This is a genomic window from Aeribacillus sp. FSL M8-0235 (genome assembly GCF_038000355.1).
In the GTDB taxonomy this organism is placed as follows: Bacteria; Bacillota; Bacilli; order Bacillales; family Aeribacillaceae; genus Aeribacillus; species Aeribacillus composti.
Map to the genome: position 1 here is coordinate 2,855,931 of NZ_JBBOBW010000001.1, position 22,139 is coordinate 2,878,069.

Below are 22,139 nucleotides of genomic sequence, written 5' to 3' on the forward strand. Positions count from 1 at the left end.
AAGCGCCCTCCTTAAGATGCTTTACATAAAGCGACCAGCTCTTGAATGATTTGATCCGCAGTTTCCCAGCTGTCGATCGTAGCTCCGGCCGCAAGCGGATGGCCTCCTCCTTTAAAGCGTTTTGCAAGCTCATTGATCACGATTCCCTTCGAGCGGAATCTGACCCGAATTTCGTTGTTTTCCTCGACAAACAGCACCCACGCCTTGATCCCTTCAATATTTCCTAAAGCACCGACGAGCTGTGAAGCTTCGGAAGGAGTGACGCGGTATTCGTCCAATAGTTCTTTTGGAAGCTTTATATAAGCGGCCCCTGAATCAGTCAAAACAAAATTTTGCAGGACGTAACCGTTCAGCTTCGCCACATTAAGTTTCGTTTTATACATTTCGTCGTATATTTGCGTAAATGAAAACCCATAGTCTATAATCTCGCTTGCATATTGGAACGTTTTTTTCGTCGTATTTGAAAACAAAAATCTTCCTGTATCCCCAACAATTCCGGCATAAATGAGACTGGCTGCTTTTTTCGATAACGTTAAGCCTTGATCTTTGCCAAATAGATAAAATTCATAAATCATTTCGCTGACAGAGCTGGCAGATGTGTCTACCCAGACTATATCTCCATAAGGATCTTCATTTGGATGATGATCGATTTTGATCAATTTTTTCCCTTTATCATATCTTTGATCGCAAATTCGTTCTTGGTTAGCTGTGTCACATACGATGACGAGCGCTTCTTGATAGACGTCATCTTGAATTTCATCCATTTTGTATAAAAACGTTAAAGAAGGCTCATCGTTGCCGACTACATATATGTTTTTTTCAGGAAACGATTCTTTTAACAATTCCGCAAGCCCGCACTGAGAACCGTATGCATCAGGATCCGGCCGGACATGTCTATGTATAATAATCGTATCGAATGCTTTTATTTCATTTAAAATCTGTTGTTTCATTTCAGCTCTCCTTTATCATCATAAATGTTTTATTTCATCATTTACTAATGGTAAAATGATATACGATACTTAGATGGAGGTTGACATCATGCCTGTTTTAGCTATCCTAACGGTCATTTCTTTATCTTTTTATGTTTTTTACAAAATCAAATATTTTCGCACGAAACGTCCGATGGAAAGAAGCTGGATTTCATCTAAATCTAGCATTTCTCTAGGATTGTTTGTCTTCTTTTTCGGATTAAACCAAATGTTTTTAAACCGATCCACTGTTGCGCTCATCGTCGGTGTTGTTTTTATTATAACAGGTTGTCTGAGCATTTGGGCAGGATATAAAGCTTACAAATATTATTTGCCTTTGGCAATCAAAGAAAGCGAAAATGCCCGCTAAGAAAATTATATGGGAGAGACTGTCCTTATTTTTCAGACAGTCTTTTTTTAATTACGATCCATGATTTGCACCATTAACATAGCTTTGCCGACTAAAGTGTTTTCGTGGAATACTTCCACATCAATTTTCCCGAATTTTCGACCCACGTCTAATATTTTCGGATGAATTTCAATCATACTTTCCATTTGAACAGGTTTCAAAAAATAAATCGTCATATTCTCAACGACAAGCTCGCCTTTCTTTTTCTGTCTCAAATGATAATTGGCCGCTTCTGTAACTAGAGTTGTGAAGGCACCGTATGAAATGGTACCGAACTGGTTTGTCATTTGCGGTGTTACTTCACATTTAAAAATGTTTGATTCTTTTGCTTCATCAGAAAGATTGATCATCTGCCTCGTGATGATGTCATCAATTTTTTCACCTGTGTGCGGCTGCCGTTCAATTGAATGGAGAGCCTTTAAAACGTCCTGTCTGGAAATCATACCTGATAGGCGGCCGTTTCCGTCCACAACAGGCAATACTTCAATTCCTTCCCAAACCATTATTTGCGCAGCTGAAGCGACAGATGTTTTTCCTGTAACGGTTATCGGACTTTTTGTCATCACTTTTTCAATGGATGTTTTTCGATCTGACGTCATAATATCCTTTGCCGTGACAATTCCAACAACCTTCAAACCTTGATCAATGACCGGGAATCGTCCGTGTCCAGTTTGCCGGTTGTATTCAAACCAGCGTTCAATCGGATCATTCGGGGTTAACGTGACAGTTTTTTCTAATGGGGTCAAAATGTCTTCCACTAACACGATTTCCTTTTTGATCAGCTGGTCATATATCGCTCTGTTTATCATCGTAGCCACTGTAAAAGTATCGTAGCTAGTGGATATTATCGGGAGCTCGAGCTCATCCGCCAGTTTTTTTACATAATCATCTGTGTCAAATCCCCCGGTTATTAAAACGGCGGCACCTGCTTCCAAAGCCGACTGCTGAGCTTTTGTCCTGTTGCCGACAATGAGCAAGTTTCCAGCACCTGTATATCTCATCATCGCTTCCAATTTCATGGCGCCGATAACGAATTTATTTAAAGTTTTATGAAGACCGGCCCTGCCGCCTAACACTTGTCCGTCGACAATATTGACAACCTCCGCAAATGTCAGCTTTTCAATATTGTCTTTTTTCTTTTTTTCAATTCGAATGGTGCCGACCCTTTCGATTGTGCTGACAAAGCCTTTATTTTCCGCATCTTTAATCGCACGATAGGCAGTTCCTTCACTGACATTCATAACTTTGGCAATTTGTCTGACAGAAATTTTATCTCCGACGGGCAGAGACTCAATATAGTTCAAAATTTGTTCATGCTTTGTCGCCAATTTCTTCCCTCCTTTTAAGTTACACGATTGGCAAATTCTTCAAACATTTACTTATTTTTTCCTAAAATTTACTGTTTAACAAACAAATGCTTTGAACTCATAATACGTAAAATGAACGGCTAAAAGCCGTCCATCAACAATCTCACAGTTCGATTGTTTCTCCTGGTTTCAATAGGAGACCGACACCGTCTGGAAGCTTGGAAACAAAATCTTCAGGGTTTTGCTGGATCACTGGGAACGTGTTGTAATGAATCGGCACGACTTTTTTAGCTCGAATCCATTCTGCTGCTGTAAGAGCATCCTCCGGCCCCATTGTATAATTATCGCCAATCGGCAAAAAGGCTAAATCAATTTCATTGCGTTCTCCAATTAATTTCATATCAGAAAACAATGCTGTATCGCCTGCATGATAAATCGTTTTGTCCTCAGTTGTCAACAAAATTCCTGCTGGCATGCCAGTATACACAATGTTTTGGTTATCTTCCGTATAGCTGGAGCCATGGAAAGCCTGAGTCAGCTTTACTTTTCCAAACTCAAACTCATATGCTCCCCCGATGCTCATTCCATGGGTTTTAATCCCTTTCCAGCTCAAGTATGTAGCCAGCTCTGCAATCGCCACGACTAACGAATCATTTCTTTTTGCAATCTCAACCGTATCCCCTACATGATCATTATGGCCGTGTGTCAACAAAATGACATCTGCTTTCACATCTTCTACCTTCAAATCGGTTTGCCCGTTCCCATTAATGAACGGATCAATGATAATGTTTTTCCCATTTGTTTCAATTTGAACGATGGAATGACCGTGAAAGGAAACCTTCATAAAAAACCCCTCCTTTTTGAATCTACTTTCATTTTACTGGAAACTTATGCTTTTGAAAACGTTTTATCGTTATTGATGAAATCGATGAATGACATTAGCGGCTCCCGTCGCTTCAATTATGGCGCCTGTAATAAAATCTGACTGTTCATCGCACAAAAAGGTTATAATTCTTGCGATATCTTCCCCTGTACCTGATCTTCCAATCGGCGTGTTCACGTCAATATGTTTTCTAGCTTCTTCAATGGTCGCCTCTTTCATTTCCGCCGTAATGTTTCCTGGACAAACCATATTTGCTGTGATGCCGTTTTCCGCCTCTTCAATAGCAATCGTTTTTGTCAAAGAGACTAGTCCGGTCTTAGCCGCGCTGAACGCCGAGCGGTGAAGCCAGCCTGAAGCATCCCCGGCACCTTGGAAGCCGTAGGTAATGATTCGGCCATACTTTTGTTTCCTCATAATCGGGATTGTTCGTTTCACTAAATGAAACACCGAGCTTAAATTTCCTTCAATCATTTCATACCATTCCTGATCAGAATAATCAGCAAGCTTTTTCCTCTCAAATATATACGGACCCGCATTATTAACTAAACAGTCAATACGGCCAAAGCACTGATAAGTTTGATCAATCAGCCGAATTAAATCTTCCTTTTTCGTCACATCACATCGTATAAACAGCAAACGGTCGCGCATAGAAGCATATTTTTCCTGCAGTTGTTCAACTCCTGTTTGATTATTGTGATAACTGACCGTCACGCTGTACCCCTTTTCCAAAAATAATTCGGTCACCTTTCGTCCAAGACCTCTTGAGCCTGCCGTAACAATTGCATGGCGCACCCATCAATTCCTCCCTTTATTTACTACAATCATTTTACAATAATTTTTTAAAATGCAAAAACGGAATAGCTTCCACGATTTTTATCAGCAAGAGGTTGGAATGCAAGTGCAAGGCGGCCTTTCCATACAAAAAAGCGGGCACAATGAGTACCCGCCTGTTTCAGCTTATGCGCAGAAGACTGATTTTTCATTGAAGGTCTTTATTCAATTAAAACAAATGGAGTTGGATTTATATAATCGCCTTTGCTTTATTGATTTGCTCCTTTACTTCCTTAAATCCGGTTCCACCTAAGCTGTTTCGTTTGTTGACCGCTTCGTATGGGTTCAGAACTTCATATACATCATTTTCAAACAGAGAGGATGCTTCCTTATACTCTTCTAATGGCAAGTCAAGTAAATAGATTCCTTTTTGAATGCATTTATATACAAGTTTTCCGACTACTTCATGAGCTTCGCGGAAAGGAAGACCTTTTTTCGCCAAATAGTCAGCGAGTTCAGTAGCGTTTGAAAAATCCTGCTTCACCGATTTTTCCATCTGCTCTTTATTTACTTTCAGCGTTTCGATCATTCCCGTCATAATTTGCAAACAGCCCTCTACTGTTTTTACAGTATCGAACATGCCCTCTTTATCTTCCTGCAAGTCTTTGTTATAGGCAAGAGGGAGACCTTTTAAAACCGTCAGCAAACCGACGAGATTGCCGACGACGCGACCGCTCTTCCCTCGAATTAATTCCGCCATATCCGGATTTTTCTTTTGTGGCATGATGCTGCTGCCGGTCGAATAAGCGTCATCCATTTCAACGAACTGGAATTCCTGCGAGCACCATAAAATTAATTCTTCGCAAAATCTTGATAGATGAATCATCAACAGCGAGCTGTTGCTCATAAATTCAACAATAAAATCCCTGTCGCTCACCGCATCCAGGCTGTTTAAATAAACTTCATCGAAGCCTAAAAGCTCAGCCGTATATTTCCGGTCAATCGGAAAGGTTGTCCCAGCTAATGCGGCAGCGCCAAGCGGACTGATATTAATCCGTTTCAAAGATTCTGTAAATCTAGATTTGTCACGCTCAAGCATCCAAAAATAAGCCAATAAATGATGGGCGAATGAAATCGGCTGCGCCCGCTGCAAATGTGTATATCCCGGCAAAATCGTCTCAATATGCTGTTCAGCTTTGTTTACAAGCGCTTTTTGCAATTCTCTGATCAGTTCCACAATGGCTTCAACATGTTTTTTTAAGTATAGATGCATATCGGTCGCCACTTGGTCGTTGCGGCTTCTTGATGTATGCAGCTTTCCGCCGATCGGTCCGATTTCATCTATTAACATTTTTTCAATGTTTAAATGAATATCTTCATATTGAACGGAGTATTCAAGCTCCCCATTTTTTGCTTTTTCCAAAAGACGGTGCAGCCCTTTTTCAATCGCTTCTCCTTCCTCTTTTGTTAAAATGCCGCACTTGGCAAGCATTTTAACATGGGCGAGGCTCCCTTGAATGTCTTCCTCTACGAGCTGTTTGTCAAACGTGATCGACGCATTGAATTCGTCGACCCATGCTTCGGGCGTCTTTTGAAAACGGCCGCCCCAAAGTTTTTTCATATTGTCACCTTCTTGTTTTTCACGATGCTGTTCACCGCTGTTGGAAGGCCGAACAGTTTAATAAAGCCGACTGCTGCTTCATGATCAAATGAATCTTCTTGCGTGTAGGTGGCCAGCTTTTCATCATAAAGCGAGTACGGAGATTTTCTTCCTTCAACAATTGCGTGCCCTTTATACAATTTTACGAGCACTGTCCCTGTTACATATTTTTGAGTTTCTTTCAAAAATGCTTCCAATGCGCTTTTCAGCGGAGAGAACCAAAGACCGTTGTAAATAAGCTCGGCAAGCTTTTGTTCGATCAGCGGTTTAAAATGCGCTACTTCTTTAACCTGTGTTAAATCTTCCAATTCTTTATGCGCTTTAATCAATGTCATAGCCGCAGGGCATTCGTACACTTCGCGCGATTTAATGCCGACAAGTCTGTTTTCCACATGATCGATTCTGCCGACGCCATGTTTTCCAGCGAGCGCATTCAGCTTCAAAATAAGTTCATCTAACTGCATTCTTTGACCGTTCACTGCTACCGGTACGCCTTGTTCAAATTCAATTTCGATGATGTCCGCTTCATCCGGTGCATTTTCAATGGAAGAAGTCAGTTCATAGGCATCCTCAGGCGGTGCAGCCCATGGATCTTCTAAAACTCCGCATTCATTGCTTCTTCCCCATAAGTTTTGATCGATGGAATATGGGCTGTCCAGATCAATCGGAATTGGAATGTCATGCTGTTTCGCATATTCAATTTCCTCTTCACGCGACCATTTCCATTCCCGAACAGGTGCCAAAACCTCCAGCTCAGGATTTAACGCTTTTATGGAAACTTCAAAGCGCACTTGGTCGTTTCCTTTTCCGGTACAACCGTGAGCAACTGCGACAGCGCCGGTCTTTTCCGCTATTTCCACTAATTTTTTGGCAATGAGCGGTCTTGAAAGAGCGGAAACAAGAGGATATTTACCTTCATAAAGGGTGTGTGCCTGAAGGGCGATCAACGCATATTCTTCCGCAAACTCTTTTTTCGCATCTATAATATAAGATTGTACAGCACCGACTTTTAGTGCTTTTTCTTTAATAAACTCTAAATCCTTCCCTTCCCCAACGTCCAGACAGCAGGCAACGACGTCATATCCTTTTTCTTGCAGCCACTTGATGGCGACAGATGTATCTAAACCTCCAGAATAGGCCAATACTACTTTTGGTTTTGACATGTTCATTCTCCTCTCCGATGTATACAAAATGAATAAAAATACTTTTTTATTCATAAAAATGCAATCATTAATTAAAAATGTAACAGTTTTGCTGACTTTTTTCAATAGTTTTTTTAAAAAAGCATTATTTGTTTATGATATAATTTGCATAATAAAAAATGGAGGAATGGAAATGTTTGAATATAACGAAAGATTGGGGATTCCTCTTCCTGCATTCAGCAAGCATTGGGATGAATATCCAAATGAGGTTCAACAGCAAATTTTATCGGATTGGGAATGTATACGTGGACAAATCCCTGACCGCATTAAACATTTAGAAGCGATAATAAATAAAAAGCAAGAGCAGTTGAATGACGAAGAGGATTTTGAGCTTTCGTGCAGACTAAATGAAGAAATCAGTGAGATTGCTTCCATCATCAATGATTTATGGCTTTGGTACCGGATTGATCCGCATATAACAAAAGCTTGAGAAGTTATAATTTCATCTCAAGCTCATCCTTTCATAATGATGTCTATATTGATAAAATTTATGGGCAAACTCAATGGCCACTTTCATTGAACGATAGCGAATGCCGCCTCCGATCATTAAGCTTAAAATCGGTTTTCCCCGAATTGTTTTATATTTGAATGTTTGCACGGCAATGCATTTTAAGATTTGGTTTACAGTTTGATGGTTGACAAATGGTTCGTTCTGCTCATAAAAATAAGCATCATCTCCATTTTGTAATTCCTCTTTTAATTGATTCCACGCTTCAAATTTTAAATGTTTCGGCATTAAAGAGCTGTGAAAAACCTTTAGAGACAGCATCATTTCATAAGGTGACGAAACTTCATAACCATACGCAAGAGATAATGTTTGCACAGCCCGCATATGAAAAATTATTTGCAGCACAATATCTGCACTTAGCGAAAAAACTCCACCGGAAGATGCGATTCCTCCTTGAATAAAGGAATACAGCCGCTGCTTCGCCATTTCCTTCTCAGCCAATTGATAGCATTCTTCTAAAGGGAGCTTTTTTAAATCAGTGATCGTTTGAACTTGATCGGAAATAACACGTGCAAATGAGAGGATCCGCTTCCGTGTTTCTGAATAGAAGATCGAGCTTTGCAAAATCGAATGCATATGAAACAAAACGTAATCGACCTTCTCAAACATTTCTTTTTGAATATGCTCAGGAAGGTCATTCAATCTTGTTTCCAGCCATTTGTCAAATGGAAGCGTGCATTTACATGCACATTTTTCCAACTCTTCCTCCCAGCATTTCATTTGATTTACCCAGCTTTCTTCCAAAATGGCCCCCAAAAATGCACCGCCTTTCTTTTTAAAAAAATGCGCGCAAATATACAATGATATTATATCACGGAATTGATATAACTCTTAAGAGTCGAGCATTGATAAAATCCAATCCTTTACATCTATCATCCGATTATACTTCGGCAATCGCTCTGTCCCTGAAACGATGATTGCTGCTAAAGAGTCATGCTGGTGTAAACCGCCATGACTCGCACCGCCCACATGCACTGGAGATGACCCGTACTTGAATTCAAAGCCAGGATAAGCGCTAATCATAAGAAATTGTCCTTTATGTGACAAAGCGGCTGCATGTAATCTTGCCAGCGCATCCGGATATTCCCCGTACTTAATTCGGCTTCCTTCCGTGAAAATATCCAACACTTCAATGTCTCCGTTTAAAGTCCACATACTTCCATACGGATCTTCCCATTGACCTCCTTTTTTAAACATCAGCATTCCTTCCCGCCGCCCTGAAACAACTTTTATTTTTTCCTCTTCTTCCCGCCAAGCGATGACATCGATGCGTGCATCTGTTTTCAAAATGTTTGCAATTTCTTCAAGCGAATGGTTCGGCTGTAATAAATATACGAACGCCATGCGTTGATTGACCGCAAGTACGAGATCATCATCCTTCCGTACACCTTTTGACAGCTTGGTAATACGATATGGGCTGAGTAGCTTTTCTAAATGGATCAGAGGATTTTGATTTCTCGGGCGGACAACCGCTTGGCCGTTATCGCCCATAATGATCCAAACATTGTTCTTCAGCGCTTCCTCCCATGAATGAAAACTGTCTAACACTTTTTGCAATTCACGATCTGTTTTTACGATTCCTGACAGATCCTCAACTCCTTTTTTATGTATAATTTGATCCATATCAGGAAAATAGACCATTGTAAAAGGAGGCAAAGAATGATTTTTAATAAGATAAATAAGCTCCTGAGCAGAAAATCGATTATTAAAGCCAAATCTTTGCCAGAAGTGTCCATACTTTGCAAATGGGTTTTGTTTAATGAAGGAGCCGTAAGTTAACAAATCCGGTCCCTTAACAGTAAGGCTTCTATGAAAAGTAGGCAGCAAAGATAATAAAAACGGAAGCTGCATTACTTTTTCCTGACTTCCTCGATAGAGAAGTCCATTAATAGACGCGGAATTTTTCCCCTTTTTGCTCAGTTCTTCAAAAATGGTTGCGGCCTTTTTGTTTAAATGCTCATGATTTATATTGTACAGCGGATCCTTTAATGAAGTTGCGAGCCCCAGCTGTAAAAGCTCAGATGCATTTGTTCCATAATTAATAAGACGCTTTTCTTCATCATGAAACCAGACTAATCCTGGAACGTGATGCACATCTGAATAATGCCCGGTAAGCAGACTGCTTTCCACATTGACGGACATCGTCGGAAAAGGACTGATAATTTCTGAAGCAGTACCATGCTTCATGAAAAAGGCGAAAGCCGGCGCCATTTTATTGTCTACTGCTTTTTTCAAAAAAGGGAGCATGAGAGTATCGATAATCAACAATATCACATTTTTTTTAGCCATTTTGTTCCATCCTCATCGTTTATTTGCTATTAGAATTTGTCTAGAAGGTGAAAATCATGCAAAAAACTCCGGTTTTTTAAACCGGAGCAATATTAAACGCTATTATCATTCTCATCACCCTTCAATCATCACTACTTTATTTTTGAAATAAGAAATGTTGGAGGGAATGAATCATTTTAGTTCCCCTGCATCGTTCATCATATAAATAGATTGTTTCCACTTTTTATTGGTAAAAAAAAGCAACCTCCTTTCATATCCATTTCGGAATATGAAAAAAGGTTGCGTTGGTTACGAGTTCAGGTTTTGCTGTTATCCCTCGGCAAAACCTTATAAATTCGCTATTCTCATTACATCTCTTGCAATCATCACTTCTTCATTTGTCGGTATAACTAGAACTTTTACTGGTGAGTGTGGATAGTTAATAAACGCTTCTTTTCCACGTACTTTGTTTAAGGCAGGATCCCAATAAACGCCCATAAATTCCAATCCCCGCAGCACTCGTTCGCGGACAATGTCACTGTTTTCACCAATGCCGGCGGTAAAGATAATCGCATCCACACCGCACATCCGCGCCGCATAAGATCCGATATATTTATGAATGCGGTCAGCAAAAACCGCCAATGCCAATTCGGCGCGAGCATTCCCCTTCGCTGCAGCATCTTCGATATCGCGCAAATCGCTTGAGAAACCGGATATTCCTAAAAGTCCGCTCTTTTTATTTAATACATTAATAACTTCATCAGCGGTTTTACCTGTTTTTTCCATGATATATGGGATAAGCGCTGGATCAATACTTCCGGAACGAGTTCCCATCGCAACACCTTCAAGAGGCGTAAATCCCATCGATGTATCGATTGATTTTCCGCCTTCAACTGCTGCAATGCTGGCACCATTTCCTAGATGGCAGGAAATAAGCCGCAAATGCTTTAAAGGTCTTTCAAGCAATTGAGCTGCCCGTTCCGTTACATATTTATGAGACGTTCCATGGAAGCCGTATTTGCGAATTCCGTATTTTTCATAATAATCATATGGCAAACTGTATAAGTAAGATTGTTCCGGCATCGATTGGTGAAAGGCAGTATCGAACACCGCTACCGCTGGAACGTCCGGAAGCACCTTTTGGAAGGCGCGAATGCCAAGCACATTGACTGGATTATGCAAAGGCGCCAAATGAGAGAGTTCTTCAATTTTCTTTAAAGTTCCATCCGTAATAAGCGCTGAGTCACTGAAGATCTCTCCTCCATGTACAACCCTATGACCGATTCCGTCAATATCATTTAACGTCCGGATAATTCCATATTCAGTTAATTTATTTAGCACAAGCTGTACCGCTATTGAAAAATCGGTAATTTGACAACTTTCTTTCTTTTCTTCTCCGTTAACATATATCTTAAAAAATGATTGGTCCAAACCAATCCTTTCAACTACCCCTTTTGTTAAAACTTCTTCATTCGGCATTTCAAACAATTTAAACTTTAATGAAGAGCTTCCAGCATTTACAGCTAAAATCTTAGGCATGTATTTTCATTCTCTCCTTCTTTTTGTTGATGAAACTTTTTTAAAAATTCCTGCATGTGACATAGAAATTAGCAAAATATGTGAAACACCAGACTTGTCTAATTTTAAAAAGAGAGATGATCGCTCTATACATTTAAACATTGATAAAGCAACATTTCAAGTGAAAAATAAATGTCTATCTGTATACAAAAATTTCTAAAAATAAAAAGCGCTTCCATCCACTTCCTAAATGAAACGGGAAGCCACTATTCGCTAAAACCGAAGATTTCTTTTCTCTAGTTTAGTTTTTATGAAAAATAGAAGAAATAAACCGAATTCTAAAAAAAAGGCGACATGCTGTCACCTTTTAGTGTCTTCATCTTTTCATTTATTTGTCCGGACCCACTCATCAATTTGATCCATAATCGAAGCAAGAGCTTTTTTATTCGAAAATTTCGGTAGATCAACAAGCATAACCCGTTTGGGCGGTACAATTCCTTCTCCCTTTTTTTGCAAAATAAAGATGCTTTTTCGACTATTTTCCGATTTAAACATGGAGCGCGGGAGCTGCAACAGGCCTTGGATCACTGTATTTTCTTTTAAATATCGATTCAATTTTGGAGCTTCAGGCGTCTCAAAAAGATGGTTTGGTATAAGGAAAAACAAATAACCGCCTTCTTTTGTATAGCGGATGCTCTGCTCAATAAAAAGATGATGGGCGTAAGAATGGCCTTCATCAGCCTTCAATTCAAAATGCTTTGCGACGTCATGATCGGGATAATAGCCGACTGGCAAGTCGCACACCACCGCATCCACAGGGTCGATAAAAAGGTTTTTTAAGCTGTCCTGATTATAAAAGTCAATAGAATGCTTCTGCAAATTTGCATTCACATAAGCGATTTTAACTAACAAATCATTTATATCGATTCCAATGCTTTCAACTTGCTTTGCTTCTAGTTGGTTTAAGACAGCCGAGAGTAAATTACCCGAACCTACAGCAGGGTCTAAAATCATTAAATTTTTTTCATCTTGAAAAAATTTTTGCACAAGATAGCCGAGCAATATGCAAACGCTGTCAGGGGTCATTTGGTGGATTTGCTGATTATCTTCCTTTAATCCTTTTAAAACAGCGAGCTGAAAAGCTCTCCGAATTTCTTCATTTGAGTAGTGATCCAAATGAAACGTCCGGTATATATTGTTCAGTTTTTTACTTGTAATTTCGCTAATGGAATCTTGAACTGCAGTTCCGTGAAACAGGTTTTCTCCTGTGTTCGCTACCGCTTCAATGTATGTACAATTCATTTCGTTTTTAATGATTTCTGCCGTCTCATTAATGAGTGAAAACAGTTTTTCAACATTTGAAAATCCTTGCATAAAGGCTTCCTCCTTTAAGCTCGTCACATCCTTTCATTTTAGCGTTTCATTGTTTTATAAGCAAGAAAAAAAGGACCTTGCATCAGGTCCTTAATTTGCTGCTTTTGCAGCTTCAATCGCCGCTTCATAGTTTGGATGATTTGTCGCCTCGCTGACATATTCTACATATGTTACATTATCGTTTGAATCAACAACAAAAACAGCGCGAGCAAGCAGACGCAATTCTTTGATTAATACTCCGTACGCCTGTCCGAAAGAAGCGTCGCGATGGTCTGATAACAATTGTACATTTTCAATTCCGTTCGCACCGCACCAACGTTTTTGCGCAAAAGGAAGATCCATGCTGATTGTTAAAATTTTAACATTATCCAGCTTGGAAGCTTCTTCATTAAAGCGGCGTGTTTGTGCATCACATACGCCAGTATCGATCGAAGGAACAACAGAAATGATTCGGACCTGCCCTTTTGTATCAGCTAAAGTAACTTCCGACAAATCATTCGCAAGCACTTTGAAATCAGGCGCTTTATCTCCAACCTTCACTTCATTTCCTAAAAGAGTTACCGGATTTCCTTTAAATGTTACGTTTGCCATTTTATCCCCTCCAAATCTATGTATAGTTTAACTATAGCTTGTTTTTGAAGACTTTTCAAAGAAAAAGTGTTTGAAAATTTCAAAAAGCTGCCAAAGCAGCTTTAAATGTCAAAATCAATTTTTTCTTTTTCATTGTTATCGTCTTGTATATGTTTTTTCTTTCGAAACAGTTCTTGAATTTTTTCTACCGTTTGAGGGGTTGCATCTAAAATTTTTTCATAAAGATGGGTATTTTCATCTAAATGTAGAATTTTGATTCCATTTGTTCCAACAATAAGAAATGCGATTGGCGTAATCGATACACCGCCTCCGCTTCCTCCGCCGAAAGGAAGTTTTCCTTTTTCACCTGTAGTGCTGCTTCCATAAGGACTGCTTGAATGTTTTTCACCTGTCGGTCCGTAAAATTCACTGCCACCTGCCGCAAATCCGAATCCCACTTTTGAAACGGTTAGTATAACACTCCCATCAGGAGTTTCAACTGGATCGCCAATTATGGTATTGACATCGATCATTTGCTGCAAGTTTTCCATTGCCGTTTTCATTAACCCTTGAATCGGATGATCGCTCATACTTTTGCCTCCTCTAAACTATGTTCATTCTTCTTGTTTTTCTTGGCAAACGGTAAGTTTCGCCATAATGCTGTTTTTGATCTCGACCATTTTACGAGACGCAATCCTGCTATGATAGCATTCCCAAGTCGGAATTGCATCATACATACAAATGTCGTTTTCAAAACCATTCGGTTGAAATTAGGAAAGATTGAAACAACTGGATAACCTATTAATGTAAAGTATAGGGAAGCGAAATAAATAATAGAGCTTTTCATCCCCCATAGTGTACCCGCCGACATTCCTGTTGAGGCAGCTTCTCCCGTTCCGATTTCAGTACGCCATTCCCATTTCACAATCCGAACCTTCTTCAAAAATTTCCGAATAATAAAGGAAAAATGGATAACATTTTCCAATATTTCTTTAAAATTTTGCAGCTTCTCAAACAGCTCTTCAGGAGTCACTTTTTCGGACGATTTTTGAGTTGAATGTTTCGTTTCTTTTTCTTGTTTATAAACAATATTTGGACCTTCTTGATCCAGTTTTATAAAAGGGATTTTGATTGTGTAGCGAATAAGGCCAAAAAACAATAGAAATGTCACTCTTAACCGATCGTCATATTTATCGTGTTTATATGAAAGTACAATCGTTAATTTTGTCATTGCAACAAGAAGCACAAATATCAAAAATAGGAAAAAGACTATTGCAAGCCAAAATGGCATAATTTCACATCCTTTCAGTGAACCATTATCACCTCTCTATAAAAAAATAAACCTGCCTTTTCGGCAGGTCATCTTGAAAACCGTTCATCATGAATAACTGTTGTATCGCTGAATAAATCGTGCAGTCCTTGTTTCTTTTTTGTAAAAGCAACGATCAAATATCCAATCCACGTAACCTTGGAAATGTACCGTCCGATCCATTCCCTGAAGAAAACATCGGTCCATGTAAGCTTATCATTTTTTAAAGATATAACACGCAGGCCAAAAACCATTTTCCCGAGCGTTTGTCCTAAAAACTTCGTCATAAGAATAAAGTAGGAAAAGAAAAACAAGGCGCTTAAAATTCGATAAGGTGAAAAAATAAAATCGCTTTTTTCCAATCCGATCAGTAAAAAAAGCGGATTGGCAACAATTCGGATGACGCTTGAAACAACAATGAGGTCAAGCAAGTATGCCCAAAACCGCATCCAAAATCCCGCAAAGTGATAAGAGATGTCTGTTTGAACCTCACGCTTTTGTTCAATTTGATTTATTTCTTCAAATGTTCCATCCATGTTGGCACCTCCTACTCCGAATATAAATACATCAGGCGGGGAGAATTCGGTTGTGAAAACAATTTGTATAGTCCCTGCATTTCCAGATCTTTAGAGATCACCTTCCCAGCCATCATGGAAAGGAACGATTCAAATCCAAAGCTCGATTTATATTTGAATACATATGGATCTGATAAGTCTAAGTCTTTTTTCATCATTTCCACCGCATCATCAAAATAGCCTAGCTCGTCAACTAAATGGAGCTGCTTCGCCTGCCGGCCGTCATAAATTCGTCCATCGGCAATTTTCCGCACTTCCCCTTCATCCATCTTTCTTCCTTGCGAGATTACGTCTACAAAGCCTTCATAAGCGTTATTCACCATTTTTTGAAGAATTTCTCTTTCCTCTTTTGTCATATCTCTTGTTGAAGAAAAAATGTCTTTATATGGACCGCTTTTGATCGTTTCTACTTTCACCCCAAAGTTTTTTGCCAATTCACTGTAGTTTATTCCTTGCATAATGACCCCTAGCGAGCCTGTCATCGTATCCGGTGCTGCAATAATTTTATCGGCAGGAGTTGAAATATAATATCCTCCTGAAGCTGCCATGGTTCCCATCGAAACATAAATCGGCTTTTTCGCCTTTTCTTTAACTTCCATTAGTTTTTTATGAATTTCTGCACTTTCCACTACTCCCCCGCCAGGAGAGTTGACTCGCAAAATTATTCCTTTTACGCTTTTATCCTCGCCGGCCTTTTCAATCAATTTCAAAAATTCTTTATGATTGTAGCCTTCACTGGCAAAAATCGATGTAACATCTTCTCCCGTATCTTGAATCACTCCATTTACTTCCAGCACCGCAATTTTTTCATCCGGCATTCCTTCTTCAAGGACTTCCTCGGAAAACTGCGATTCAAAAAAATTCTCAGACAATTTTTCTGCATTTGAAACAGCCATAGAAGTAAAGCTAATGATCATCGAAAAAACAAATAATGCTGCGGCAATTCCTAACGCAGCCCACCTTTTTCCACTCAAGATGTTTACCTCCTTGATTCAATTTCACCTTTTTTGACATGTTCCATTATAAAAATGTTAAACTATATATCATAGTGTATTTTAACATTTATTTATATAATTGTGGAGAATCTTCCAAAAAGAGGAGGTTTTTTGATGGATCCACGCCGAAATATCTACTTCTTTTACAAACATAGCGATCACCTTGAACAGAAAATAGCTTCGTTAATTGACTTGGCGAAGCAGTATGATTTTCATCCTGTTGAAGATTGGAGACATGCGAACATTATCGTAGCAATCGGAGGGGACGGAACATTTTTGCAAGCGGTTAGAAAAACGCAATTTCGCGACGACTGTCTGTACATAGGCATCGCAACTGAAGGGCATATCAGTTTTTATTGTGATTTCCATATAGATCAAAAAGACAAATTAGTTGAAGCTTTTCAGCTGGAAAAGGTCGAGGTAAGAAGATATCCAACCATCGATGTCACCGTCGACCATGAAGTAAAGATTTCCTGCTTAAATGAATGCAGTGTCAGATCAGCAATTATTAAAACATTTGTTCTGGATGTATTTATTGATGATATGCATTTTGAAACGTTCCGAGGCGACGGAATGATTATTGCCACTCCAACAGGGAGCACAGCCTACAATAAATCTGTGAAGGGAGCTGTCGTCGATCCGCTCATAGACTGTTTACAAGTAACTGAACTTGCATCTTTGAACAATAATCTATATCGGACGTTAGGATCCTCTTTTATTTTAAGCGGAAATCGAAAGCTTACATTAAAAATAGTGCAGGACGGCAACGATTATCCGATTATCGGAATGGACAACGAAGCTCTAAGCATTCGTCATGTCAACCAGCTGGATATTGAATTAGGAAAGAAAAAAATTAAAACTGTTAAATTAAAAGATAATTCTTTCTGGGATAAAGTGAAAAGAACCTTTTTATAAAATGAAAATGAGCGAAAAGGATCACCTTTTCGCTCAAAAGCCAAAATATTCATTTATTGAAATGTTCCGCCACCGCCAGATAGTTGCTGCTGAGCAAAAGATACAAGCCGCTTTGTAATTTCTCCTCCAACGGAGCCGTTCGCGCGGGATGTAGTATCAGGACCTAAGTTTACACCAAATTCTGATGCGATTTCAGTTTTTAATTGCTCAAGTGCTTGTTCAGCACCAGGAACTAAAATTTGGTTAGAGTTGCTAGATCTGTTTTGAGCCATGTGTCATTCACCTCCTTGTGGATATAGAATGTGAAAAAACACATGGCTTCATGCATAAAACGAAATGGTAATTGTTTTGAACTTGTGGAATATTATAGTAAATTTTCAAAATCCTCTTCTATTTTTTCTTGTATATCATGTTTTCTTGGAAATTCAATTGTTACTGTTTCCTCAATCGCCTTCTGAATGAGAGGTTGAAAATCTACATAGCTTTCAAGCTTTAATATTTTCTCCCTTTTCGGCTTCGTTTTCGGTGAAGCTGGTGTAAAAATAGTACAGCAGTCTTCATAAGGTCTGTTTGAAATCTCAAACGTATCAATTTTTTCGGCAATTTCAATGATTTCATTTTTATCCATTGAAATTAAAGGTCTCAGTATAGGAGTTGTCGTCACTTCATTAATAGCATACATGCTCTCAAGCGTTTGGCTTGCTACCTGCCCTAGACTTTCGCCTGTTACAATGGCTAAGGCGCCTCGGTTTTTCCGAATTTCATCGGCAATTTTTAACATCATTCTTCTAGTCGATGTCATTGTATAATTTTCTAATATTTTTTGCTGAATGGTCACTTGAATTTCTGTAAACGGAACGATGTGAAGCACGATTTTGCCGCCAAATTCGGTTAATTTTTCTACGAGATCCATAACCTTTTGCTTCGCTCTTTCATTCGTATATGGAGGGCTGAAGAAATGGATCGCTTCAATCTCCAAGCCTCTTTTCATTGACAAATACCCAGCGACAGGGCTGTCAATTCCTCCAGAAAGCATCAGCATCGCCTTTCCGCTTGAACCAACCGGAAGCCCTCCCGCCCCTTTAAAATCTTTGCACATTATATATGTGGCATGCGGACGGACCTCTACGCGCACGTTTATGTCCGGATGATGAACATCTACTTTCAAACCGTCAGTATGAATAAGTATATGCCGGCCAATTTCATAATTGAGTTGGTCTGAAGTTAACGGAAACGATTTATCTGCTCTTTTGGCCGACACTTTAAAAGTGTCTCCGTTTTTATACAATTGCTTGACTGCCTGTAAAGCCGTGTCCTTTATGGCTTCGATGTCGCTTTTCGTTCTGATTGCCAAACTGAAGGACTGTATGCCAAAAACTGTTTGCAATTTTTCCGCTACCTTTTCCCCGTCTTCTCCATTTAATTTGATGAAAAGACGATCTCTGTTCGCTGTATACTCTAAAGACGAAAAGGAAGACAATGCAAGTTTTATATTGTTCTTCAAATGGTTAATAAAATGTTTGCGATTTTTTCCCTTTAAAGACATTTCACCATATCTGACTAAAATATGATCATATTGCATGTTTATAACCCCATTATATTTTTTAATTTTTGTATAGATGATGGCAGGACGTCAATCAACGGCTTGACATCATCGATCGTCTGCCCAATTGAAAGGCTTATGCGGATGGCGCTTTCGGTGATGCTGCTTTTTTTGCCCATCGCCTTCAATACTTTGCTTTCTCCCTTTTTCCTTGAAGAACAAGCTGAAGTAGTGGAGACATAAATATTCTCCTCTTCAAGCATATGAACTAAAACTTCCGCTTTTATACCAGGTACAGAAAAGTTGATAATATGAGGGGCGGAAGATTCCTTTGGTGTGTTGATAATAATGCCATCTATTTTTTCAAGCTCATTTATAAGATAGTTTTTCGTATTAATCAGACGATCGATCTTCTCTTCATAGTCGTTGAATGCCAGCCTTAAACCTTTCGCTAGGGACACGCTGCCCGCTAAATTTTCGGTGCCAGATCTAATGCTTGCTTCCTGGCCACCCCCTGATAAAAGAGTGAGAATTGGTGTATTTTTTCTAATGTACAACACTCCTGTACCGTTTAGGGCATGAAATTTATGGCCAGATATTGTACATAAATCAATTCCCGCTTTTTTTATATTTAAAGGAACCTTCCCGACTCCTTGCACGTGATCGACATGATAAACGATGTTCGGATAGCTTTTAAGTATTTCGCCAATCTCTTCAATTGGCTGAATCGCTCCGATTTCATTGTTGACATGCATAACGGACACTAAGATTGTATCGTTACGTACAGCCTTTTGTATGTCAGCTGGAGACACAATGCCATTTTCATTTACAGGAATCCACGTCACTTCAAACCCGAATTCTTTTTCAAGCTGTTCAAATGCTTCGCTGACAGAAGGGTGTTCAATTACAGTCGTAATCAAATGCTTTCCTTTATGTCTTTGTGCAAAAGCCGCGCCTTTAATCGCCAAATTATTTCCTTCCGTTGCTCCAGACGTAAATATGATTTCCTGTCCGCTTACACCTAGCAAATCGGCTACTTGTTCTCTCGCTTTTGTTAAAAGTCTTTCCGCTTGAACACCCAAATGATGAAGAGATGATGGGTTCCCGAAAAACTTTTCCGCCACTTGCCGGTACGTATCAAGTACATCAGGGTAAGGCTTTGTAGTTGCACTATTATCCAAGTAAAGCATCGGTTGTATACCCCTTTGAATTATATTTTCTAACACTTTGCAATGCAATATTAACATAAGTAAATTGAAATGAAAAAGAAAAGATCATCACATAAACGGGCTCATTCAGACGAAAGCCTTTGTCCACGCACGTAAGCCGCTTTTTTTGTGAATTCAACAACGTCATCTTCGATCATCGTCGTCTTCCCACATCCGCCGATCCCAAGCAGCGTGTAAAACTTCCCGCGTTCAATCTTAAAAACTGACATCATCAAGCACGACTAACCTATCGTATTCCTTCGTCACTCGCTTCACAAAGCGGATGATTTCCCCTTTCTTCGTCAGTCGTTCCCCATTTCTTGAACCGCAAATAAAATTTGAGATCAATCTCTTTCTCATTCCTATCAATCACTTTTAGAACACAGAGTAAAGAAATAAAAAAAACTCGTTACTCCTCTAGCATTTTGCTTTAGAGAAACGAGAATTAGCTGATTTTCTCAGCTGTTCATTATGCCATAAAAAGTTGATAAAAGCATCGGCTTCTATTTTTCAAAATAACCGGACTATCGTGAATTACTTTTTAAGCAGCTCATAAAACGCCTATAGCGCAAAGCGTAATGTCGTTCCAAAAGACTGCCGGAATCCTGCCACAGCTGCCAGCAGGTGCAATAGTTTAAGCTGCTGATGATTCGTTTCTTGAATCCGTTCATCATCATGTCCTTTAGCTGCCCTTTTTGCTTGCTCCTTGCCTGCCAGAGCTAACTCGGGAAACGTCAATCCTTGAAAAAAAGTTTTCATGACGACCTTCGTTTCTATTTCCTTTTAATGAAGGGGCTGTCTAATAAGTCGTTTTTTCGGGTTATTGACCCCTTTAATGTTTTAGAAACTTTGATATATCGGTGTTTATGATTTTTTGTTTTCGATGGGAGCTTGACTTTCTGGACAACTCCAGCGTATTACCGAATATTGCTTCAGCAACATGTTAAATGATATCCAAAGGCACTTTTTTACGAGGTTTTGGAAATGCCTCATCAAGTCGGTTCAAGTCTTCTTGAGTTAATTCAATAGCAGCAGCTTCAGCATTCTCCAGCACATGCTGCTCTTGCCCAGCTTTTGGAATAGCAATGACATCATTCGTGCGTATCGTCCAAGCAAGTGCAATTTGTAATGGTTTTACATTGTATTTTTTGGCAATTTCATTAACAGTTGGATCCGTCAACAACTGCTTTCTTAATGTACCTCCTTGGGCAAGGGGGCTGTACGCCATAATCGGTATATGATGTTCCCGGTGCCAAGGCAGCAGATCAAAATCAATTCCTCTCGAACCTATATGGTATAATACTTGGTTTGTCGCACAGTTTGATCCGTTGAGCGTGTTCCATAGCTCTTCCATATCGTCTGTGTCAAAATTGGAGACTCCCCATCTTAATATTTTTCCTTCTTTTCGCAGCTTTTCCATGCCTTCGATTGTTTCTTCTAAAGGAATGCGGCCTCGCCAATGTAAAAGATATAAATCTAAATAGTCCGTCCCCAGCCGTTTTAAGCTGTTTTCACATGCAACGGAAATCTTGTCTAGTCCTGCATTATGCGGATACACTTTAGAGACTAAAAACACATCATCTCTGCGCCCTTTGATTGCTTCGCCGACTAAGCGTTCAGAAGCGCCATTTCCGTACATCTCAGCAGTGTCAATTACTTTCATGCCCAATTCTATTCCAAGTTGTAAGGCTTTTATTTCTTTAGCTTTCTCCTGTGGCTTATCTCCCATGTACCATGTTCCTTGACCTATACATGGAACAGTCGTGCCATCAGGCAGCTTCACTACTCGTTTTTCAACATGACTTCTTATTTCCATGATTTTATTACTGTCCAATAATCCCATCCACTCTCGACCCTTTCCGTTATATTGTGAATTTCCCATTCTATAAAATTCCGCTTTCATACCTTTTCGACTTCAAAAATATGTACGTGCTTTCGAAACTTGTTTTTAGTGTTTGTTTGATTGCTATTGTTTCCCTTTTACACCTTTATAACAAATGTGGCAATGAATTACAATAAAAAAGCCCTTCACAGCGGCAAGCGCCTAGATGGGACAAATAAAAATAAGGAAAGGACGATTCACAAAATCATCCGGCTGTGGAATTTCATTATCTTATAGATAACAAGCTCTGCAATTGCTCGTGTTTGTACGAGTG

Annotated in this window: 23 protein-coding genes and 1 pseudogene; 3 read left to right on the forward strand and 21 right to left on the reverse strand. The window is 39.4% G+C overall.

The window, feature by feature from the left end; genetic code table 11:
* Window positions 1-11 precede the first annotated feature (11 nt).
* A complete protein-coding gene (locus NSQ71_RS13985; protein ID WP_340734114.1) occupies window positions 12-950 on the reverse strand; it encodes a DHH family phosphoesterase in 939 nt (312 codons plus the stop codon).
* Window positions 951-1,038: 88 nt separating this feature from the next.
* On the opposite strand from NSQ71_RS13985, the gene NSQ71_RS13990 reads away from it, so the two are divergent.
* Window positions 1,039-1,338 (forward strand): YtpI family protein, encoded by a 300-nt coding sequence (locus NSQ71_RS13990; protein ID WP_063387389.1) that lies wholly within the window; start codon window positions 1,039-1,041, stop codon window positions 1,336-1,338.
* Between the two features lie 47 nt (window positions 1,339-1,385).
* Here the strand turns inward: NSQ71_RS13990 and NSQ71_RS13995 are convergent, their stop codons facing one another.
* The 5 genes from NSQ71_RS13995 to NSQ71_RS14015 all read right to left on the reverse strand — a co-directional run bounded on the left by NSQ71_RS13995 (window position 1,386) and on the right by NSQ71_RS14015 (window position 7,161).
* Window positions 1,386-2,705 carry a CBS domain-containing protein gene (locus NSQ71_RS13995; protein ID WP_066247825.1) on the reverse strand — a complete coding sequence of 440 codons (1,320 nt, stop codon included), beginning with the start codon at window positions 2,703-2,705 and terminating at the stop codon, window positions 1,386-1,388.
* Between the two features lie 142 nt (window positions 2,706-2,847).
* Complete coding sequence (locus tag NSQ71_RS14000) at window positions 2,848-3,528, reverse strand: metal-dependent hydrolase (RefSeq protein ID WP_144597842.1); 681 nt, start codon at window positions 3,526-3,528, stop codon at window positions 2,848-2,850.
* A 69-nt stretch (window positions 3,529-3,597) separates the two neighbouring features.
* Window positions 3,598-4,359: an SDR family oxidoreductase gene (locus NSQ71_RS14005; protein WP_063387386.1), complete on the reverse strand. Its 762-nt coding sequence runs from the start codon at window positions 4,357-4,359 to the stop codon at window positions 3,598-3,600.
* Between the two features lie 229 nt (window positions 4,360-4,588).
* Window positions 4,589-5,959: an argininosuccinate lyase gene (argH, locus tag NSQ71_RS14010; RefSeq protein ID WP_066247830.1), complete on the reverse strand. Its 1,371-nt coding sequence runs from the start codon at window positions 5,957-5,959 to the stop codon at window positions 4,589-4,591.
* The gene (locus tag NSQ71_RS14015; RefSeq protein ID WP_340734115.1) at window positions 5,956-7,161 is read right to left on the reverse strand and encodes an argininosuccinate synthase; all 1,206 of its coding nucleotides are present in this window, start codon (window positions 7,159-7,161) and stop codon (window positions 5,956-5,958) included. Before NSQ71_RS14015 ends, argH begins: the two co-directional genes overlap by 4 nt.
* A 172-nt stretch (window positions 7,162-7,333) precedes the next feature.
* Here NSQ71_RS14015 and NSQ71_RS14020 point away from each other — a divergent pair, with 172 nt between their 5' ends.
* Window positions 7,334-7,630, forward strand: coding sequence for a hypothetical protein (locus NSQ71_RS14020; RefSeq protein WP_445290585.1), 297 nt, complete (start codon window positions 7,334-7,336; stop codon window positions 7,628-7,630).
* Between the two features lie 12 nt (window positions 7,631-7,642).
* Here NSQ71_RS14020 and NSQ71_RS14025 read toward each other — a convergent pair whose 3' ends face one another.
* The 9 genes from NSQ71_RS14025 to sppA form a co-directional block, all read right to left on the reverse strand.
* On the reverse strand, window positions 7,643-8,464 hold the full coding sequence (locus NSQ71_RS14025; protein ID WP_340734117.1) for an EcsC family protein: 822 nt from the start codon (window positions 8,462-8,464) through the stop codon (window positions 7,643-7,645).
* Window positions 8,465-8,539: 75 nt separating this feature from the next.
* Window positions 8,540-9,997 carry an alkaline phosphatase family protein gene (locus NSQ71_RS14030; RefSeq protein ID WP_340734118.1) on the reverse strand — a complete coding sequence of 486 codons (1,458 nt, stop codon included), beginning with the start codon at window positions 9,995-9,997 and terminating at the stop codon, window positions 8,540-8,542.
* A gap of 327 nt (window positions 9,998-10,324) precedes the next feature.
* Entirely contained in the window at window positions 10,325-11,515 is a 1,191-nt protein-coding gene (locus tag NSQ71_RS14035; RefSeq protein WP_066247835.1) for an acetate kinase, read from the reverse strand.
* Between the two features lie 363 nt (window positions 11,516-11,878).
* Window positions 11,879-12,868, reverse strand: a complete 990-nt coding sequence (locus NSQ71_RS14040) for a class I SAM-dependent methyltransferase (protein ID WP_063387377.1) — start codon at window positions 12,866-12,868, stop codon at window positions 11,879-11,881.
* A gap of 90 nt (window positions 12,869-12,958) precedes the next feature.
* Window positions 12,959-13,459, reverse strand: coding sequence for a thiol peroxidase (gene tpx / locus NSQ71_RS14045; protein WP_063387376.1), 501 nt, complete (start codon window positions 13,457-13,459; stop codon window positions 12,959-12,961).
* A 101-nt stretch (window positions 13,460-13,560) separates the two neighbouring features.
* Window positions 13,561-14,028: a GerW family sporulation protein gene (ytfJ, locus tag NSQ71_RS14050; RefSeq protein WP_066247839.1), complete on the reverse strand. Its 468-nt coding sequence runs from the start codon at window positions 14,026-14,028 to the stop codon at window positions 13,561-13,563.
* The gene (locus tag NSQ71_RS14055) at window positions 14,025-14,729 is read right to left on the reverse strand and encodes a DUF2953 domain-containing protein (RefSeq protein WP_340734119.1); all 705 of its coding nucleotides are present in this window, start codon (window positions 14,727-14,729) and stop codon (window positions 14,025-14,027) included. Before NSQ71_RS14055 ends, ytfJ begins: the two co-directional genes overlap by 4 nt.
* 68 nt (window positions 14,730-14,797) lie before the next feature.
* A complete protein-coding gene (locus NSQ71_RS14060; protein ID WP_063387373.1) occupies window positions 14,798-15,283 on the reverse strand; it encodes an RDD family protein in 486 nt (161 codons plus the stop codon).
* A gap of 11 nt (window positions 15,284-15,294) precedes the next feature.
* A complete protein-coding gene (gene sppA / locus NSQ71_RS14065) occupies window positions 15,295-16,296 on the reverse strand; it encodes a signal peptide peptidase SppA (protein WP_063387372.1) in 1,002 nt (333 codons plus the stop codon).
* A 135-nt stretch (window positions 16,297-16,431) separates the two neighbouring features.
* Here sppA and NSQ71_RS14070 point away from each other — a divergent pair, with 135 nt between their 5' ends.
* Entirely contained in the window at window positions 16,432-17,232 is an 801-nt protein-coding gene (locus tag NSQ71_RS14070; protein ID WP_340734120.1) for an NAD kinase, read from the forward strand.
* A gap of 53 nt (window positions 17,233-17,285) precedes the next feature.
* Here NSQ71_RS14070 and NSQ71_RS14075 read toward each other — a convergent pair whose 3' ends face one another.
* From NSQ71_RS14075 to NSQ71_RS14100, 6 genes and pseudogenes are all read right to left on the reverse strand, one after another.
* Window positions 17,286-17,504 carry an alpha/beta-type small acid-soluble spore protein gene (locus tag NSQ71_RS14075; RefSeq protein WP_063387370.1) on the reverse strand — a complete coding sequence of 73 codons (219 nt, stop codon included), beginning with the start codon at window positions 17,502-17,504 and terminating at the stop codon, window positions 17,286-17,288.
* Between the two features lie 92 nt (window positions 17,505-17,596).
* Window positions 17,597-18,814, reverse strand: a complete 1,218-nt coding sequence (gene thiI / locus NSQ71_RS14080) for a tRNA uracil 4-sulfurtransferase ThiI (protein ID WP_066247844.1) — start codon at window positions 18,812-18,814, stop codon at window positions 17,597-17,599.
* 2 nt (window positions 18,815-18,816) lie between these two features.
* A complete protein-coding gene (locus tag NSQ71_RS14085) occupies window positions 18,817-19,965 on the reverse strand; it encodes a cysteine desulfurase family protein (RefSeq protein ID WP_340734121.1) in 1,149 nt (382 codons plus the stop codon).
* Window positions 19,966-20,135: 170 nt separating this feature from the next.
* Window positions 20,136-20,343: pseudogene (locus tag NSQ71_RS14090) on the reverse strand (hypothetical protein); the annotation flags it as partial.
* Between the two features lie 201 nt (window positions 20,344-20,544).
* On the reverse strand, window positions 20,545-20,742 hold the full coding sequence (locus NSQ71_RS14095) for a hypothetical protein (protein WP_340734122.1): 198 nt from the start codon (window positions 20,740-20,742) through the stop codon (window positions 20,545-20,547).
* A gap of 184 nt (window positions 20,743-20,926) precedes the next feature.
* On the reverse strand, window positions 20,927-21,826 hold the full coding sequence (locus tag NSQ71_RS14100; protein WP_094246540.1) for an aldo/keto reductase: 900 nt from the start codon (window positions 21,824-21,826) through the stop codon (window positions 20,927-20,929).
* Window positions 21,827-22,139: the final 313 nt, after the last annotated feature.